The organism is Zhongshania guokunii, assembly GCF_040892635.1.
GTDB lineage: Bacteria > Pseudomonadota > Gammaproteobacteria > Pseudomonadales > Spongiibacteraceae > Spongiibacter > Spongiibacter guokunii.
On record NZ_JBFRYA010000003.1, the window covers coordinates 1 to 18,499 of the forward strand.

At 52.7% G+C, this 18,499-nt stretch carries 14 protein-coding genes; 11 read left to right on the top strand and 3 right to left on the bottom strand.

The genetic code is table 11. The features are described 5' to 3' along the window. The 4 genes from AB4876_RS04160 to AB4876_RS04175 form a co-directional block, all read left to right on the top strand. The coding region (locus AB4876_RS04160) for an acyl-CoA dehydrogenase family protein (RefSeq protein WP_368380388.1) at window positions 1–290 on the top strand (290 nt) is incomplete at its 5' end. Between the two features lie 33 nt (window positions 291–323). Continuing rightward, window positions 324–1,370 (top strand): acyl-CoA dehydrogenase family protein, encoded by a 1,047-nt coding sequence (locus tag AB4876_RS04165; protein WP_368380389.1) that lies wholly within the window; start codon window positions 324–326, stop codon window positions 1,368–1,370. Between the two features lie 183 nt (window positions 1,371–1,553). Continuing rightward, entirely contained in the window at window positions 1,554–2,354 is an 801-nt protein-coding gene (locus tag AB4876_RS04170) for an enoyl-CoA hydratase (RefSeq protein ID WP_368380391.1), read from the top strand. Window positions 2,355–2,358: 4 nt separating this feature from the next. Next, on the top strand, window positions 2,359–2,835 hold the full coding sequence (locus tag AB4876_RS04175) for a nuclear transport factor 2 family protein (protein WP_368380392.1): 477 nt from the start codon (window positions 2,359–2,361) through the stop codon (window positions 2,833–2,835). A 104-nt stretch (window positions 2,836–2,939) separates the two neighbouring features. Here AB4876_RS04175 and AB4876_RS04180 read toward each other — a convergent pair whose 3' ends face one another. Then, complete coding sequence (locus AB4876_RS04180) at window positions 2,940–5,138, bottom strand: TonB-dependent receptor (RefSeq protein WP_368380393.1); 2,199 nt, start codon at window positions 5,136–5,138, stop codon at window positions 2,940–2,942. 190 nt (window positions 5,139–5,328) lie between these two features. Between AB4876_RS04180 and AB4876_RS04185 the strand changes: the two genes are divergently transcribed. Then, complete coding sequence (locus tag AB4876_RS04185) at window positions 5,329–6,861, top strand: acyl-CoA synthetase (RefSeq protein ID WP_368380394.1); 1,533 nt, start codon at window positions 5,329–5,331, stop codon at window positions 6,859–6,861. Window positions 6,862–6,938: 77 nt separating this feature from the next. Beyond that, window positions 6,939–8,732: a CocE/NonD family hydrolase gene (locus AB4876_RS04190; protein ID WP_368380396.1), complete on the top strand. Its 1,794-nt coding sequence runs from the start codon at window positions 6,939–6,941 to the stop codon at window positions 8,730–8,732. Between the two features lie 25 nt (window positions 8,733–8,757). On the opposite strand, the gene AB4876_RS04195 is transcribed toward AB4876_RS04190, so the two are convergent. Further along, window positions 8,758–10,302 (bottom strand): ANL family adenylate-forming protein, encoded by a 1,545-nt coding sequence (locus AB4876_RS04195; RefSeq protein ID WP_368380397.1) that lies wholly within the window; start codon window positions 10,300–10,302, stop codon window positions 8,758–8,760. A 329-nt stretch (window positions 10,303–10,631) separates the two neighbouring features. Here AB4876_RS04195 and AB4876_RS04200 point away from each other — a divergent pair, with 329 nt between their 5' ends. From AB4876_RS04200 to rrtA, 5 genes are all read left to right on the top strand, one after another. Beyond that, window positions 10,632–11,498 carry a MaoC/PaaZ C-terminal domain-containing protein gene (locus AB4876_RS04200; RefSeq protein ID WP_368380398.1) on the top strand — a complete coding sequence of 289 codons (867 nt, stop codon included), beginning with the start codon at window positions 10,632–10,634 and terminating at the stop codon, window positions 11,496–11,498. Between the two features lie 73 nt (window positions 11,499–11,571). Beyond that, on the top strand, window positions 11,572–13,875 hold the full coding sequence (locus AB4876_RS04205) for an acyl-CoA dehydrogenase family protein (RefSeq protein ID WP_368380399.1): 2,304 nt from the start codon (window positions 11,572–11,574) through the stop codon (window positions 13,873–13,875). 3 nt (window positions 13,876–13,878) lie between these two features. Then, entirely contained in the window at window positions 13,879–15,069 is a 1,191-nt protein-coding gene (locus AB4876_RS04210) for a thiolase family protein (protein ID WP_368380400.1), read from the top strand. An 82-nt stretch (window positions 15,070–15,151) separates the two neighbouring features. Then, window positions 15,152–15,598 (top strand): Zn-ribbon domain-containing OB-fold protein, encoded by a 447-nt coding sequence (locus AB4876_RS04215; RefSeq protein ID WP_368380401.1) that lies wholly within the window; start codon window positions 15,152–15,154, stop codon window positions 15,596–15,598. 61 nt (window positions 15,599–15,659) lie between these two features. Further along, entirely contained in the window at window positions 15,660–16,235 is a 576-nt protein-coding gene (gene rrtA / locus AB4876_RS04220) for a rhombosortase (RefSeq protein ID WP_368380402.1), read from the top strand. Window positions 16,236–16,255: 20 nt separating this feature from the next. Here the strand turns inward: rrtA and AB4876_RS04225 are convergent, their stop codons facing one another. Further along, entirely contained in the window at window positions 16,256–18,415 is a 2,160-nt protein-coding gene (locus AB4876_RS04225) for a molybdopterin-containing oxidoreductase family protein (RefSeq protein WP_368380403.1), read from the bottom strand. Between the last annotated feature and the right edge of the window lie 84 nt (window positions 18,416–18,499).

Consider the following 18,499-nt stretch of genomic DNA (forward strand, 5'->3'; position numbering starts at 1 on the left):
TGGCCGAGCTTACGGTGCTGCGCCAAATGTCGCTGTCGATTCAAAATCAGCTGGAAAATGGCGAAACCCCATTGCAAGAAGCGGCGATCACCAAATTATTGGGCACGGGTTTAGAGCAGCGTATGCCAGGTTTGATCGCCGATATTGTCGAGGCGCAACCGCTCCGTCGCGCTGGCGACACTTTGTCCGAGGCGCTGGCCTATCTGATTCAAGTTGAACCGAGTTTTTCTCTGCGTGGCGGCACCAACGAGATCATGAAAATGATTATTGCGCGTGGCATGGGCCTTTAATTCGCTTATTTAAAGAACGGAAAAAGTGCTGTTATGAACGAAATGAATATTGCCGAATTATTGGCCGACCAGCTTGAAAAACTGCTGTCGGCGCGCGTGAATGCCGAGAGCCTCGCCATCTTGGAAGCGGGTGGTGCAGATTTGTCTCTGTGGCAAGAAATTGAAGAAATGGGTGTGGCCGATGTGATGCGCACCGGCGCCGACGACGCCGGTCTAGGCTGGCAGGACTGCGCCGAGTTGTTTCGCGTGCTGGGTCGCCATGCTGCGCCGCTGCCTTTGGCAGAGACCTTGTTTGCTCGTCGTCTAATGAGTCAAGCCAACTTGGACATACCCGAAGGGCCACTGGCGGTCATTGACCCCAGTGCCAATGCCGATATTCAGCTTGATGCTACGGGCTGTTTGCAAGGTGAAGCCGCCATGGTCAGCTGGGCGAGCTGGGCTACGCAATTGCTGGGTCTTGCTCGTCGCGGTGATGAGGCTTTCTTGTTTAGTGTTGCCGCTAGCGATGTCGCGGCGCGCCTAGAACAATGCGATAGCTTGGAACGCGCGCCAACATCCGCCGTCGATTTCAGCGGCATCACGCCACTGGCAGTGGTGGCAATGAGCGATGCCAGCCAAATTCGCAGTGGCTTGGCTGTAATGCGCGCCCTAATGATCAGTGGCGCCTGCGACAAGGTAGTGGAATTGGCCGTGGACTACGCCAATACCCGCAAGCAGTTTGGCAAGCCGATTGGCAAGTTTCAGGCCCTGCAGCACCAGTTAGCAGAAGCCAGTTGCCGCGCCGCAGCGGCGGAAATGGCTGGCAAATACGCCTGTCGCGAGCTGGATAATAATCAGTTTTTGGCTGGCGCCGCCGTGGCGAAATACACCGCCAGCGTCGCCGCTAAAGACGTGAGCCGAATTGGCCACCAAGTATTTGGTGCCATCGGTATCACCGACGAGCACGAGCTGCATTATTACACGCGCCGCCTGTGGCAATGGCGGGCAGAGGCGGGCAATGAGCGCTACTGGTCAGAGCAGCTGGGCAATAAAGTCTTGGCCGCTGGCTCAGAGCAACTGTGGTCGTCACTGACGGCATAAGGTAATTGCGCCGTATAGACAAAAGAGCGTAGCACTGCGAATTGCCAGCGAGGCGCGCATGTGCTAATTTGAAAGCTAACACATAGTTAGTTGTTGGGACGGCCAAGAAGTGCTGAATTCAACAGCTGCACTGATTGGACTCGGGCCACCTTGAACACCCGTCCAGCAATAACGGAGATGAGCATGGAATATAACGATATTACTTATGAAAAAACCGGCGCAGTACTGCGGGTTTGCCACAACCGTCCAGACAAGGGCAATGCCCAGTCAACGCGCTTGCTCGCCGAGCTAGACGACGCGCTGGCCCGCGCCAAAGCCGACAGCGAAGTTCACGTGGTTATTATTGGTGGTCAAGGTAAGCACTTTTCTGCCGGTCACGATCTGGCCGACGGCATGAAGCTGCGCGGTGATTACACTGTTGAACAGCACTGGCATTGGGAACAGGAACACTTCCTTGGCAATGCCATGCGTATTTGGGATCTGCCCAAACCTACGATTGCTGAAGTGAGCGGTGCCTGTATTGCCGGTGGTTTTATGGTGGCGAACTCCTGCGATTTGGTGATTGCCAGCGACGACGCTTACTTCTCTGATCCAGTGTTGCATTCAATGGGCGCTGCTGCGGTAGAAGCGCTGCTCCACCCTTGGGTATTGAACACCCGTAAAGCCAAAGAGCTGCTGTTCACTGGCGGCAAAATCAGCGCCCAAGACGGCAAAGAGTGGGGCATGGTCAACCACGTTGTACCCCGCGCCGAGCTGGAAGATTTCACCATGAAAATGGCCCAGCAAATTGCCAAGGCGCCGCCACACGCTACCGCCATGCTCAAGCGCTCGCTGAATCGCACCGCCGATATTCAGGGCTACCGCAACTCGCTTAACGCGCACTTCGACACCCACACGGTAAGTTCTTCTACCAAAGAGTTTTGGGATATCGTTAACCAGGGTGTGGCGAAAATGGTTTCTGAAGGCAAAAAGTCTGGCGAGTAAGCCAATGCCTGACACTGCATCGCTAGCGCAATGTGTCGCCGCCGAGGCGATTCGCGCGACTCTGTCGCGCTATTGCCGCTATGTTGATGCAGGTGACAGTCAAAACTTATCGGCGCTCTTTCATGCCGATGCACAATACCTGCCCATGGCGGGTCGCGATACCTATCGTGGCCCAGCGGGGGTACGGCAATTTTTTGTGGATCTACAGGGCGAGTTTATCGCCTTGTTAAATGCGGGCGGTCCAAAGCCGCCGCGTTTAAAACATCATCTTGCAATGCCAGATATTCAGGAGCTTAAAACCAGCTCTGCGCGCATTGAAACGCGCTTCTCGGTGTACTCCAATATTGGCCTCGATCATACCGGTTACTATATTGATCACATGTCGTTGGACGATGCGGGCAATTGGCTATTTGATTACCGCGAAATTAAGCTTGATTGGATAAATGTCGACTCAGCTATCAATGCCTTGCTGGCAGACTAATCGATTGTTCCACGCTGGTATTTCTAACATATAAACTATAGTGGCGTAATAAAAAAACCGCTAAACCTTTGGCTTAGCGGTTTTTTTTGTGGCTATTTAGCTTATTACAATTGGTAATTAAGTTCTACGCCGTATTGCCTAGGTGCGCCGGCTGAGCCGTGAACCCGGCCTGTGCTGTCGCCAGCGGCAAAGAGGTAGTATTCGCTGCTTTCAATATTTTTTATAAAGAGTCGCAGAGATAAGTTCGCACCGTTTAATGCCCAAAACGCGTTGCTAAAACCATAGGCCTCTTGCACATCTGCTGGTCCGTCAAAGGGGCGCAGGGTGACGTCGGCGCTGCGGAAGTGCTCTAGCCGAAAGCGCATTTCGTCAAAGCTTGCTAGGTCTAAAGGCCAGCGGTAGTCAGCGGCGATATTCACGGTGTAATCTGGGGCGCGGGTGAGCTCTACGCCGCTAAGGTCTTGTTCGCCCGCATCGGGGTTGGAGGAGTCGTCATCGGCAAAGTCTTCGTAGTAGGCGTCCATTACCGAAATATTACTGCTCAGGGTGAGTGTCTGTGTTAATAGAAACTGGGCTTCGATTTCGCCGCCGGTAATTCGCGCCGCCTTGGCGTTGATGATATCGCCGCGCAGGCCATTGAGTTTTAGGGTTTGAAAGTTTTTGTACTGGCTGTCGTAAATCGACATATTGGCGATAACGCGGCGATTCAGCCAAGTACTGCGTATGCCAATCTCGGCGGAAACAACTTCCTCGGGGTCGTAGGTGTCACCGCAGGAAGTAAAGTTACTGCCACCAGATTTATAGCCTACGCTGCGGCTGCCATAAACCGAGAAGCTGTCGCTGAAAGCGTAGCGCAGGCCGACTTTAGGGGTGACCTTGCTGGCTTCGGTTTTAAGTTCTAAATTTTCGCAGCTCTCTAAGGTGCCGGGTACACTGGGAATCGGTGCGCCACCGGCGGTATAAAAGGCGATATTTTGAACCGCATTTTTCTCATCTTGCAGGGCGCGCACCCCTAGATTGAGTTCTAATTGATCGGTGAAAGCGTAGGTAATGTCGCTGAATACAGCAATGGCTTCAATGTCTTCGACCGTCTTAGGGCGCACAAAAATTCCCGCGCCGCCGCCAGCTTGGGGTACGTCGGCGGGTAGATAGGGGCTGAACTCTTCTTCAAAATAATAAAGCCCAGCAAGCCATTGTAATTTCTCGGTATCGCCAGAGATGTTCAGTTCATGCCCAAATGATTCAGAGCTATCGTGGCGACCGGGAATATAATAAATATCATTGGCGGTGTAGTCGGCATCGAAAAACTCGGTGCGGAAATGGTCTTGATAGCCGCCGGTGTAACTCAAGTCCAGCGCGTCCCAGCTCCAATTGAGCTTGGTGCTCACGTTCACGGTGCGGCGTTCGCCATCGGGGTGATAATTTAATTTACGCTGCCACGGTTCGTCGGTAATGGCGTCATCGGGCTGGGAGGTGGCAATCGGTAAAAACACAAAGCCGGTTAATTCCCGCTGGGGGTCGGGGGATATTCGATTAACGGCATTGGAACTCATACCTGCGCCGTTATCATAGCGATAGAGGTAGGAAAGGTCGGCGCTGAAAATGCCGTCGCTGACATAGCTCAGCGCAACTCTGCTGCCGTAGCCATTGGACTCATTGGAGTTGCGATTGCCCGGCTGTTCTTTGATATAGCCATCGGTTTGCTCGCCCTCTAATACTAGGCGAGCACGGAAATGCTCGCTGATTGGGCCGGAAATTTTGGCGACAGCGCCTAAGGTTTCGTAATTGGCGGCGCGAACAAGTCCGCTGGCCTCAAACTCTTCACTGGGCTTGTTGAGAATAAAATTGATTACCCCACCGCTGGAGTTGCGCCCGTAAAGCGTACCCTGGGGGCCGCGGAGTAGCTCAACTCGCGCGAGGTCAGAGAAGCCCAGCGGACCAATTGAGGGCCGAGGTTGGTATACCCCATCGATATGTAAAGCAACGCCCGGCTCGGTGGCTCCGGAGAAAACATTGGTGCCTATGCCTCGCATACTGATTAATACCGCACCACCGGTATTGCTGATATTGAGACCGGGAACTGAGCTTTGGAGGTCTTCAACACTGCTTTGGGCACGAAATGACATGTCTTCGCCACTAATGGCACTTACCGACATTAAGGCGTCTTGTAGGCTGGAACTGCGCTTTTGGGCCGTAACGAGTACTTCTTCGATCATTAGCGATGACTCGTCAGCGTGTAGCATTGTGCTGGCTTGGGTCAGGGCTAGTGCGAGCGCAGGCGCAACTTTTTTAAAGTTCGACATAATATATCCCTATATAAGTGTTTACTTGTTAGCTTTTATTGATGCTTATCGACTATTGGGCAATAGTTCTTGTGTTTATTATTTGAATATATGTAGTATTGTCTATAAATCATAAAATGACAATCAGTCAGTTATATGATATTCAAAATTGCTCCCTCGCCCACGCATAAAATTGAAAAGGAGTGCCTATATGCACCCGAGTATTCACGCCAAGGAACGACCCAATACCCCTGCAATCATCATGGCGGGCAGTGGTGAAGTCACTACGTATGAACAGCTAGAGAGCCGTTCCAATCAAGGCGCCCAGCAATTTCGTGCGCTGGGCTTAAAGCCCGGCGATGGTATTGCCATTTGGATGCACAACTCATCGAGTTTCCTTGAGATTAGCTGGGCAGCTCAGCGCTCGGGCCTGTATTTCACCCCTATTTCTAGTCACCTAACCTTGGCTGAAGCGGCGTATATTATTAAAGACTGCGGCGCATCTTTGTTGGTGGCATCGTCAGACTTGCCCGGCGTTAAAGAGCTGATAGCCAAAGGTGCCGCCGCTGAGTTTGGTGAGCAATTTAATTTCTTTGTAGACAGTGAATCAGCGACGCTGCCGAGCTGGCCGCAGGCTATTGCCGAGCAGCCCGCTGAGCGTATTAGCGATGAAACCGCCGGTCAGTATATGGTCTATTCGTCGGGTACCACCGGTAGACCCAAAGGCGTACAGCTGCCGCTAAGCGGCGCCCCAGCTGATCAGCCGCTGCCCTTTGTTGCCATGCAGCGGGAGCAGTACGGCGTGTCGGAACGTAGTATTTATTTGTCGCCAGCACCGCTTTATCACGCAGCGCCGCTGGTGTTCAGCATGACGACCCAAAGTATTGGCGGCTGCGTGGTGATCTGTGAGAAGTTTGAGCCGGTGGCGCTGCTACAAGCAATTGAGCGCTTCAAAGTAACGCATATGCAAATGGTGCCGACTATGTTTGTGCGCCTATTAAAATTGCCCGAGTCACAGCGCAGCGGTATCGATTGCTCTAGTTTAGAGTGTGTTATTCACGCCGCAGCGCCGTGTCCGGTGCCCATTAAGCAGCAGATGATTGATTGGTGGGGCCCCATCCTCTATGAATACTACGGCGGTTCAGAGGGTAATGGCGCCACGTATATAACCTCCGAAGAATGGCTGAAAAAACGGGGCTCGGTGGGCCGTGCTCAGTGGGGTATTTTGCATATCTGCGACGACGACGGCGAGGAGCTGCCCGCAGGCGAACAGGGCACGGTGTATTTTGAGGGTGGCTTTGATTTTAAATATAAAAACGATGAGGCTAAAACCAAAGATGCCCGCAATCCCAAGCACCCTAGCTGGTCGACGCTGGGCGACATTGGCTACGTTGATGAAGACGGTTACTTATTCTTAACTGATCGCAAGAGCTTTATGATCATCTCCGGTGGCGTAAATATTTATCCCCAAGAAATAGAAAATATCTTAACTGTGCATCCCAAAGTAATGGACGTTGCCGTGTTTGGCGTACCCAATGCCGAGTTTGGCGAAGAAGTCAAAGCCGTCATTCAACCATTAAATTGGAGCGAGGCTGGCGATGACTTGGCAGCGGAATTAATGGCCTATTGTCGCGCCCAACTTTCTGCCATTAAATGCCCGCGCAGCATCGATTTTGATCCGGCTCTGCCGCGCATGGATAACGGTAAGCTACATAAAAAAGCTTTGCGTGACGGCTACTGGTAAGCGCAAGACCGGACTAAGGGATCGGTAAGTATGGCTTGCCGATAAGTTCGTAGGTCAAAATAAAATGGACAATAATAATGAAATTCCTCCGGAATCGTATTGCCTTAAATGTATCGCTACTTGCGTTGGTGTTGTTGTCTTTGCTGCTTGGGGGCTGCAATGATAGCAAGCGTCGCGGCACACCCGCGCCGAATAATAACGGCGGCGGAGAAGAACCGCTTGTTGAAGAGAATTACCAAAGCCGCTTAGAATGCGACGTAAAAATACCGATGCGCGATGGCATCGTTTTGTCGGCAAATATCAGTCGGCCCGATGTAGACGGCCAGTTTCCCGTATTATTGACCACCACCCCTTATGGCAAAGATTTGGTTGGGGGCGGCGGGGTGGCTACGGCAAGTGAATTGCCTGATCTGAGTGGCGGTTGTCTGGATCCTGGATCCCCAGAAACTATCGGGCTTGCCAAGTATGGCTATATTGTTATTAGTGTAGATTGGCGGGGCACCGGCAAAAGCGGCCCGGGGGATTGGTATACCGAAAGCTGGCGTACCGACCACGAAGATATGCTTGACTGGATTCAGCAGCAGTCATGGTCAAATAATCAAGTGGGCGTAACCGGTTGCTCCAACTTAGGTGGTTCCACTATTGTTGCCGCAACTGCGGACCAAATTCGTATGACTGAGGGCAAGCCTCGAGCGGTTTACGCCATTTGGGCTGAGAGCTTTTTCCCCGACGTATATCGCGCCGTGGTGGGGGCTGGCAGCGCCAGTACATCACCAGCAGCCTACTCAATAGTAGGTTTAATAGGCGCTTCCTCATTGAGCTCTGATCCAGCAAATCCGAGTTTGCAGCCCAATCAGCCGATTCTCGCTAAATTATCAGAAACCACCGCTGGAACCTCTTCTTATGATGACTTTTGGCGAACGATTAATTTTGTACCTATGGCATCAGAAATAGATATTCCGGTGGCCATGACCGCGGCTATTGATGATCTTTGGCAGCTGTCGCTCACGTCTTTTGACTACGCCCAGCGTTTGGAAAAATCGCCCCACGTATCCTTCTTTCTTTCGCCGGGTGGTCACTGCGCTCAGGGTGGCTGGGACAAATTTCAGTATGCAGGTAAGGCAAATGACAGCAAGGCGAGTTTGGTGAAGGCCTGGTTTGATCATTGGCTGAAGAGCCGCGACAACGGTGTTGCCCGTTTGCCAAAATTCAATGTGTTTCCCGAGGGCGCAGAGACGTGGACGGTACAGTCTTCGGCAATCCCTGCTGAGCAAACCCAATTTACCCGTTTTTATCTAAACAGCGACGGCAAATTGCTGGAATCTGCACCGGCCGCAGCGCAGCAGACTTTAGTTTGTTTGCCCTGCGCACCGAGTGTGTCAGGGCCGTCGTTGGTGTTTGATGCGCCAATATTGGATGAAGCGATGACCTTGGCTGGGGCGGTCAGTGGGTTTTTAAATATTGATGCAGATCGCGCCGATTCTGCGTTTTCTGTGGGCTTATTTTTTGTTGACGCAGATGGTACTGAGAACCTGATTAGCGACGCTCAGATTCGTGCAAGAGATCGGGCCTTGGATGAACAGAATAGTTTATACGATGAGTACGGTCAGCTCCTGCATCCACGCCATAAATTAACTGTGGAGGCGCGGCAAGTCATTGATGGCGTATATCGCTACCCGCTAAGCTTTATGCCCGCTGCGCACCGCATCCCCGCTGGTAGCTTTATTCGCCTGCGCGTTGCGTTTCACGAGAGCAAATACGTCTTGCCGTTTGATCTGCAAACCAGCATGTTAGGTACTACCTTAACCTTGCACACTGGCGGTGGCTTGGCCTCGGAAATTATTTTGCCAGTGATTCCTGATTTAAAGTGATGTAGGGCTTGCCCTTATTAACTGTCTATTTTGGTGTTTTATGCAGTTCTGAAATAAGGTTTTTGAGCTCTAGTAAGCTTATTTTATAGCTTGCGGTACGTGGCAATTCATCAACAAAATAATAGGCACTCGGGATTTCGGGTGCGCTGAGGTGGTCGCGGGCAAAGCGGTTGAGTTCGTCATTGTCCGGTTGGCTGTGGCCTGCTTTAAGTACCAGTACCGCAACCGGAATCTGCCCCAAACGAGGTTCATCTACGCCAATAACCGCAGCGTCGGCTAGGGCGGGGTGGCGCCGGAACTGTTCGGCGATTAGCAGTGGCGATAATTTAAAGCCGCCGCGAAAAATAGTTTCTTCTAGCCGTCCTTCAAACCACATAAAACCATCTTCATCGATACGAGCTTGGTCTGAGGTGGCTATCCAGTCAGGGCCGACGCGATTGACCTTTGCCTCTAATCTTCCTACCGCGTTTGCCGCTAGTACTGCGCCAGTGTCTGGGTCGCTAATCCGTAATTCAACACCGGGTAGGGCGCGGCCGCAGCTGCCCATTTTACTGGCTGAGTACTCCGCTAACTCGGCCATCGACCAGCTGGTGATAACCCCACAGAATTCGCTGGCGCCATAACTTAAATTCACCGGGATACCCAGCTCGTTTTGAAAATAAGCCTGCACTTCGCGGTCTAGCGGCGCGGCGCCAGTGCGAACGACCTTAATGCTGCTAAACACCTCTTTGGGTAGCTGGCGTTGGTGCAGGGCGGCCATGGCCGCAGGCGGAATATCTGCAGCCACGGGTTTGAAGCGTTGCACAATGGCCAGCCAGTCGTCCAATTGGAATTTCTCTAAGATCGCCATCGGCATACCCATGGCCAGTGCTGGTGTGCTGGCGTACACACCGCTGATATTGCTGAGCGGCAACACTGAGATAATGGGAGCTGGTTGGCTGGCGCTGGCGTTCATTTGGGTGAGTGCTTGCTTGGCGGCCGCTGTGCTAGCGGCGAGGTTGCGACGGCTTAGCTGAATGCGCTTGGGGGCGCCAGTGGTGCCGCTGCTCAGGGTTTCGATGGCGGTGGCGGAATCGTCTTGCGGGGCTGTACTGCCTTTGACATCTGCTGGTGTTGCGGCGTCTTGCTCCGGGCAATGGCGCAGTTTGACGCTGTGCTCGGTAATGGCAATGCCGAGGCAGCCCATGTCTTGCACTGCCGCGAGTAAGTCCTCATTCCAATCTTGCTGGTCGGCAATCAGGGCGCGATAGCCCTCCTTGCGAATATCGTTAATGATTTTGGCGGTGGATTGGTAGCAGTGGATCATTGAAGCGCAGCGATCGCTAATGAGCAGTCCCCACAGGCAGCTAATATGCATAGGGCGGCTGCGGGCAATAAAGGCTACGCGGGGTGAGTCGCCAAGTGGCTGCTTGCGTAACAGCTGGTCTAGGATGCTAATGGTATTCCTAACGTCTTGCCAGCGATACTCGCGGTCTTTGAAGTAAAAAGCGGTGTCGCTAGTTGCGCATTGGGCTAGGGCATTGCCTAGGCTAGTAGCGAGTGCAGATGAAGCATTATGAGTGAGTTTCATGGGCCACCGATTTGAATATTGTTATGGAATTTCCCGCCTGTAGCTACACATTAATCGCTCGTGTCACGGCGGTGATGATTGTTGTTAAATTTAGTGATTATGTGTCATTTATGTTAGCTGTTCTTGCTGTGTAGTTATAGCAGTTATGCATTTTTTCAGTAAAACAGAGTCTGGTGTGAGGCTGTAGGCAGTCTTGTGCGTGTTGAACGGTAGCTGATTATGTGTTAGTTTTTAATATAAATTTGGGGGCTTGCTGCTGTCCTTGTGACGAGCCTATTACTGCAGCGCTTAGCCGCTGCAGATTTCCTTACCAGCTTGGAGTGTATCGCGTGGGTTTTGAATACGAGAAAATTAAAAACTGGCCAATTCCAGAGGGGCATCAGGACTACTCTGCGAATGACTGTATTTTATATGCGCTCAGTGTTGGCGCTGGGGCTGGCGATCCCGCTGCAGATTTAAACTTGATCTACGAGAAGAAGCTAGAAGTGTTGCCGACGATGGCGGTTACCATGGCTTCTCAGGGCACAATGTGGGTAGCAGACCCCAAAACGGGTATCGATCTGAGCAAGCTCCTTCACGGCGAGCAATACCTCACTATACACAAGCCCCTGCCCAGCGAAGCCAAGGTGAAGAGCCGCAGCTATGTACAAGAGATTTACGATAAGGGCGTTGAGAAAGGCTCGGTAATGATGCTGGCGCGGGAAATTAGTGATGCCGACAGCGGTGAATTACTGGCCACCTGTACCTCGGCGGTATTCTTGCGTGGCAATGGCGGCTGCGGCGGTCCCACGAGCGGTCAGCCGGTGCCACAACCTATTCCCGAACGCGCTCCCGATGTGGTGATAGACTCCATTAGTCGTGAAGAGCAGGCAGCGCTTTACCGCTTAACGGGCGACACCAATCCTCTGCATATCGACCCCAAATTTGCGGCGATGGGCGGTTTTCCAAAACCGATTTTACATGGACTGTGTACCTATGGGTTTGCTGCCCGAGCGGTGATTTCGGCGGTTTGCGACGGCAATCCTGCGCGCTTGCGAAAGTTTAATCTGCGCTTTGCTAGCCCGGTATTTCCGGGTGAAACCCTGCGCACCGAAATTTGGAATGAGGGTGACGGCACGGCGGCCTTCCGCACATTTGTGGTAGAACGGGAGTTGTTGGTACTAAACAACGGCTATGCTGAGTTTGATCCGGCCTGAAAAGGTTTGTGGAAAAGATGCTAATAGCCTGTAAGGCTAACAATGAATAAGCGAAATTTAGGCGGCAAACGACGTGATTGCAATTAACGAAGATTTACAGGCTATTCAAGATCAGGCAGCGCGCTTTTTGACTGAGCGGGCCGATCCCGAATACCTGAAAACCCTATTAGACAAGCCCGCTTCCTTCGACAGCGAAAGCTGGGGCAGCACGGCCGAAATGGGTTGGCCGATGCTGGCGGTAGACGAAGCGCAAGGCGGCCTAGGCCTAGGTTTGCGCGGTTTGGCAGTGCTCGCTCAGGAAATGGGTCGCACTACGGTATCGCTGCCCTTGTTGGCCGTGTATCAGTTGGCGAAAATTCTTAAGGTCACAAATACTGAGAACGACGCAGTTGCGGTGCTAGAAAGTCTAATGGCAGGCAATGCAATTGCCTGCTTTGTTTGCGCTAGTCCACTTGCTTTGGTACAGGGCAAATTGCAGGGTCGAACAGTGGCCACGCCATTTGCGGCAGTGGCGGATTACGCCATTGCCTTGGCCGACGACAGCGGCCAGAAAAAATTAGTTTTGGTTAATCTGGCCGATGCGGCGGTGACAAAAGAAGCTGTTCCGGCCATTGACCAAGCTCGCGCTCAGGCGCGGCTAAACTTTGCTGATGCCGAGGTGACGGTACTCGTCACCGATAATGCCGAGCAAATCCATGCCGACGCACTTGCTGTTGCCGCCTTGTTAACAGCGGTGGAGCAGAGCGCAGGTGCCGAAGCGGCGATGTTATTGGCGCGGGACTACGCTTTAGAGCGCAAGGTGTTTGGCCAAACATTGGGCGCACTACAGGCGATTAAACATAAAATTGCCGATATGTACTGGCGTATAGAGCTGGCGCGGGGCTGTGTCGATGACGCGCTACTGGCCTATGAGGCCGGTGATGACAGTTGGCGCGAGCTGGCGGCGGCGTCGCGGGTTGCGGCCATCGAAGCTTACGAATTTAGTGCCAAAGAGAGTATGCAAACCTTTGGTGGTTTGGGCTCAACCTGGGAGGGTTTGCCCCAGCATCACTACCGGCGCTCGCGGGTATTGGCGCTGGAATTGGGTAGTCGTTTGGAGTGGCGGGAGCGCTTTTTTAGCTATCGTCTTGCCGATCAAGACAATGCCCGCGAACCCATTGAGGCGCTGCCCGAGCTAGGTGTCTATCGCCAACAAGCCCGCCAATGGTTGGCTGAAAATGCGCCCGCGTTTTCTGGCGAGGTCCGTCAGGGTTTAAGCTTTGCCGAAGACCTTGCCCTTGGTCGCCAATGGCAGGCCAAAAAAGTGGAAGGCGGTTTTGCCTGTATAAATTTGTCAGCCGAATACGGCGGCGCTGGCCTTACCGAGTTGCATAAAATTGTATTTGGCGAAGAAGAGCTTAAATACTTACTACCCACCGAATACTTTGTGATTAGCACTGCGCAGTTAATGGCGATTTTTCTGCGCTATGCGCCGGAAGAAGCCCGCCGCGAGCTGGGGCCAAAAGCAATTCGCGGCGAACAGATCTGGTGTCAGATGTTCTCTGAGCCGGGCGCCGGTTCCGATCTTGCTGCAGTGCGTTTAAAGGCTGAGCGTCACAGCAAAGACGGCGTTGATGGCTGGCTGCTCAACGGTCAAAAGTTGTGGACCAGCTGGGCGCAGGTTGCCGACTGGGGCTTTATCGTGGCGCGTACCAATAGTGATGGTCCCAAGCATGCGGGTATAACGTGTTTCTATGCGGATATGCACAGCAAGGGTATTAGCGTCCGTCCGATTCGTCGTATGGCCGGTCACGATGATGTTAACGAGGTGTTCTTCGATAATGTGTTTGTGCCCGATACTCAGCGCCTTGGCGATGAGGGTCGCGGCTTTGCGGTGGCCATGGAAATGTTAATGATTGAGCGTGTTGCCGGTGTGTATGATGAAAGTATTGGTGGCATGTCCCTCAATAGCTTGTTTGAGCATGCCCAGCACTGCCAAATTGCGGACGCACCGGCCATTGCCGACGGTGAAATTCGCGCCACATTATTAGAAGCCTATATTGAGCGGCAAGGTCTGCGTTCTATATACCGCCGTGGCATGGCGGCAGTGGGTCGCGGCAAAGAGCCTGGCCCAGAAGCCGGTATCCGTAAATTAATTATGGGACGTGCGCGTCAGCGCTTAGGTGCACTAGCGCTGGATTTAATCGGCCCCGATGGCATTGAGATGAGCCCTCAGGGTGACTTCCGCACTGACTTTGCCTGGTCGTGGATTGATCCCGCTGGTCGTATCGCTGGCGGCACAGATGAAGTGTTATTAAATACCATCGCCGAGCGGGTACTGGGCTTGCCTCAGGATTATCGCCCAGATAAAAATAAACCGTTTAAAGAGCTGAGCTGATTTATGGCGAATATTTTTTCAGAAAAGCAGTGTGTTATATCCGGCGTTGGTCAGTCTGAAATTGGCCGTCGCCTGCCTCGCAACGGCTTGCAATTAACGGTCGATGCCGTAAAGCAAGCCCTTGATGATGCGGGTCTATCACGCAGTGATATCGACGGTGTGTCGAGCTGGCCGGGGCAAATGCAACACGCCGCACCGGGTTTTTCGCCGGTGTCGATTACCGATCTGCGCGAGGCAATGGATTTAAAACTCAGCTGGTATAACGCCGGTATTGAGTCTACCCAAATGTCGGCCATTATTAATGCCTGTATGGCAGTGGCCAGCGGCCAAGCCCGCCACGTTATTTGTTTTCGCACTATGACCGAAGCCAGTGCTATGGCGAAAGGTACTCGCTCTAGTGTGCAGGGCACGGGCAGTCAGCGCATTAGCGGGCCGTTTCAGTGGCAGCTGCCCTTTGGCGCTTTGTCGGCGAGCAGCTGGGTGGCGATGGTGGCGTCGCGCTATATGCATGAGTTTGGCGCAACACGGGAGCAGCTTGCTCAAATTGCCTTGAATGCGCGCAGCAATGCGATGCTGAACGAGCGCGCGGTGTATCGCGACCCGCTCAGCATGGACGATTATTTGGCCTCGCGGATGATTTCAGATCCGTTGTGTTTGTTTGATTGCGATGTGCCCATCGACGGCTCTACGGTTATTATTATTTCTCACAAAGACTGTGCTCCAGATCTAAAGTCTAAGGCGATTCATATCGAGGCCATTGGCGGCCCGCTTTACGGTCGGGATACCTGGGATCAGCAAGATGATCTTACGCGTTTTGGCGCCGAAGACGCTGGTAAAATGCTGTGGTCGCGCACCGACTTTAAACCCAAAGATGTCGACTTTGCCGAACTATACGATGGCTTTAGCTTCTTAACGCTGTTGTGGTTAGAGGGTTTGGGTTTTTGCGGACGTGGTGAAGCGGCGGCCTTTGTCGAGGGTGGTCAGCGTATTGGTCGTGACGGAGAACTGCCTCTGGCGAGTCATGGCGGTCAGTTGTCGGCGGGGCGCACCCACGGCTTGGGCTATTTTCACGAGGCGGTAAAACAAATGCGCGGTGAAGCCGGCAATCACCAATTAAGCGGCGATAGAAAATTGGCGGTGGTTAGCAATGGCGGCGGTAATCTCTCTGGCGCAGCCCTGTTGCGCAGTGACTAAATAGCGCGAATGACACAAGCCTATAATGAGTGCTCTCTGTATCTATAACAGTGACATTCAGCCGATTAGATGGATGAATTAAATGACTGAAACTATTTCTAGTAAAGAAAGTGCGACAGAAAAGACTGTAGGCCCAGTGCCCGAGCTAGATGAGCTGAACAGCTTTTTCTGGACCTCCGGCGCCGACGGCAAGCTGCGTATGCAATATTGTGAAGACTGTCAGTATTGGCAACATCCGCCCAGTGTTTGCTGTCGAAAATGCTTGGGTGAGGGCATTGCGGCTAAACCAATGTCTGGCACCGGCACCGTGGCGGCAATTACCGTAAATCGTATGCCGTGGATACCGGGTTTGAAAATTCCTTATATCTTGGTCATTGTTGAGCTCGACGAACAAGCTGGGCTGCGGCTGACTTCGGCAATGCCGGGAGTAGAGCCAGAAAGCGTGGCGATAGGTGATCGAGTCAAGGTGCGCTTTGAGCAGCGCGAAGATGTGTGGATGCCATTTTTTGAGCCTGCGGTAAGCGAATAAACGGTTGTGATCGTGAATAGGCTAAGATAGCTGGCTCTAAAATCATTGCAGTGGTGAACGGGTGCTATCGTCACTAAAACCGAGTTATTACCTATTGCTGATGTTACTGCTATTGGCGGTTGCTCAGCTTTGCCATGTTTATATTGCCGACCTTGCCTTGATCCGCGCTGATATCAGTCGCGGTCAGTGGTGGCGATTGTTGAGCGGGCAGTGGGTGCACAGCAATGTCTACCACTTTGTTAGTAATAGCGTCGTTTTTAGCTGCTTAAGCTTATTGGATCATCGCGCTGCTCGGCGCAAAGCTGCCGAGTTTGTCGCCTTGTCTGGTTTGTGCGGCGCCATGGTGTATTTGTTCTGCCCAGCGCTGGACTATTACCTCGGTTTGTCTGGGGTTTTACACGGCTATCTACTGCTGATTTTACTGTCGATGCGGCGCGATAAACCCATGCTTGCCTACGCGGGTGTGGCGGTATTGTTGGGGAAATTGCTATTGGAGCAATTTGATTTATATCCGCGCGCAGCGACGGAGGAGTTGATTGGCCTGCGGGTGGCAATAGAAGCCCACCTCGCAGGTGCTGCGTCGGCAGTGATTATTTTTGTCTTAGAATTAATTTATTCCGCGTATAAACGCCGATAGTGCTAAACCTCGCATTGCAGCTAAAGTCCTTCCACGCAAACTGCCGTGCCGTTAAGCCTTGGCACGCGAGACAGCGGATCGACATCGTCGGCGGCAACCAATAAATTGCGATTAACCCCACCCACCGCTTCGCTGGCACTGCCATTTTTGGGTGAATAGGTTTGGCCGCCCCAGCCGTGGCTCATTACGGCGACACCGCTGCGCACGCGGTCACTGACCTTGAGCTTGGCGTCTATGGCGCCAACCCGCGAGCGCACTCGCACTTGGCTGCCATCATTTAGCGCCCAGCGCTGGGCGTCCATGTCGTTGATTTCAATAACGTCGCCTTCGGGCCGCTTCATTTTTTTCATGGCGCCATGGGTTAGCCACGAGTTCATCATATGCTTGCGACGGCGACTGATTAATTGCAGTGGAAACTCAGCGCTTTTGTTGTGCAAGTGGGGCTCGGCTAATAACTGCTGCAATCTCTCGGTTAAGGCGCTTGGCATAACGGCGACTTTGCCAGTCGCGGTCGCGACCGAATCCAAAAAGTAGTTGTAGTCGCGCGGCTGGTTTAAACGCAGGCCATGTTCTGCTTTGTCTACGTCTTTATAACTAACAATACCGCCTTTTTTGAGTAGCTCTTTGCCAATTGATTTGGGACTGAAGCCATCGTAGGGTTTGCCGGTCAGCTTGCCATATAAATTAAAGCCCTTTACCACCCAGTTAAGCGCTGGCTTGCCCAGTAGCAGGGGTTTGTCCATTGCCAATACGAGATCGCGAAAGAACTCCCATTCATAGGGCATGCTATCTGGCTTTTTCACGGTTGCGCGCAACATCTGAATATTAGACTCGGCGCCAATTTCTTGAATGAGTGCCGAGAGTTCTTCAATTTCCAGAAAAGAGGGCGCAGGTATTAGCCAGTGGGCGTGACGGTGGCTGTCGCGCTGAAAGCTGTCTACAGCAATTAATAATTCTAATTCGGCAAAGGCCTTGTCTAGGTTGTCGCCCTCAGGCCCTGAGATCACCGGGTTGCCGCCTTGAATAATAAAGGCTTTGATTTGGCCAGGCCCTGGGGTGGCGATATCGGTAGCCATTTCATTGACCGGTAGATATCCGGCAACAGAAGGCGCCTTATTAACGCGGCTGCTGCGCTTGGCTTCGGGAAATAATTCAGCACCCGTGCGCAGTAAATCCAAGGCACCACGGTTGTGATACAGGCCGCCTTTGCGACGCATATTGCCGGTGATTAGGTTTAGTAAATGCGCTAGCCACATACCAACCGCGCCATTCACGCTTTGGCCCACCCCAGTGTGAGCCAAGCACATGGCGCTGCCACGACTAAAGTCTCTTGCCACTTGCTCCAATATACCGCTAGCGATATCGCAGCGCTGGCTAAGGGCTTGCAGGTCTTGATTACGCAGCAGGGTTAGTAAACCTTCAAAGTCGTCGCAATCTTTGGCAGCGTTTTTGTCGTACCAATCATTGCTGGCGATGATATGCAGCAAGGCCAGCAGCAGCGCCCAGTCGCTGTCTGGTAGCGGCGCTAAGTGCAACTTGGCTTTTTGTGCCGACTCGCTGCGGCGCGGATCGACCACCACAATTTGACCGCCACGGGCCTGCATAGCTTGGGCTTTTTTCCAGCCCTCGCTAACCGCAAAAAACCAAGCAAACTCACTAATGGCCGGATTAGCGCCAACGAGTAGCAGAAAATCGGTGTTTTCAATATCGGCTTGCAACATGGTCCACGGCTGGTGGTACATGGCATCGCACACATAGTGGTGGGCGTTTTCGTCTAGGGAGCCAACAAAGTAGCGATTGTCGGTGCCCACGGCATCGAGCAACAGACCAAGAAAAGCAAAGCCGCCAAAATTACTGGCGCCGGGATTGCCGGTATACGCGCCAAGTGCATTGGCGCCGTCGCGGTCGAGAATGGTCTTGAGTTGCTGGGCGATTTCTTTAATGGCCTGTTTATACGGCACGGGCACATAGCCGTCGCCAACCCGTTTCATGGGATGAGTAATGCGCTGGGGATGGTTTAGCGCGTGGTGGGCTTCGGCGCCGCGCACGCAAAAATCTCGCCACACGGCAGCGTCTTTGTCTGGCTCAATATTCACGATCTGATTGTCTTTGGCAGTCACTTTAAGACCGCAGCCCGCCACGCAGATATTGCAGTGGGTGTAGGTAACCGTTTCGCTCATGGCTATTTTCCTGCGCGCGCAACACCGCTGTATTCAGTCAGTTCGATTACATCGCGATTTATTATGTTTATTGAAAGGCATTTT

Coding starts and splice junctions, on each gene's coding strand:
- AB4876_RS04165 (WP_368380389.1), top strand. CDS start 324: ATGAACGAAATGAATATTGCCGAATTATTGGCCGACCAGCTTGAAAAA.
- AB4876_RS04170 (WP_368380391.1), top strand. CDS start 1,554: ATGGAATATAACGATATTACTTATGAAAAAACCGGCGCAGTACTGCGG.
- AB4876_RS04175 (WP_368380392.1), top strand. CDS start 2,359: ATGCCTGACACTGCATCGCTAGCGCAATGTGTCGCCGCCGAGGCGATT.
- AB4876_RS04180 (WP_368380393.1), bottom strand. CDS start 5,138: ATGTCGAACTTTAAAAAAGTTGCGCCTGCGCTCGCACTAGCCCTGACC.
- AB4876_RS04185 (WP_368380394.1), top strand. CDS start 5,329: ATGCACCCGAGTATTCACGCCAAGGAACGACCCAATACCCCTGCAATC.
- AB4876_RS04190 (WP_368380396.1), top strand. CDS start 6,939: ATGAAATTCCTCCGGAATCGTATTGCCTTAAATGTATCGCTACTTGCG.
- AB4876_RS04195 (WP_368380397.1), bottom strand. CDS start 10,302: ATGAAACTCACTCATAATGCTTCATCTGCACTCGCTACTAGCCTAGGC.
- AB4876_RS04210 (WP_368380400.1), top strand. CDS start 13,879: ATGGCGAATATTTTTTCAGAAAAGCAGTGTGTTATATCCGGCGTTGGT.
- AB4876_RS04215 (WP_368380401.1), top strand. CDS start 15,152: ATGACTGAAACTATTTCTAGTAAAGAAAGTGCGACAGAAAAGACTGTA.
- AB4876_RS04225 (WP_368380403.1), bottom strand. CDS start 18,415: ATGAGCGAAACGGTTACCTACACCCACTGCAATATCTGCGTGGCGGGC.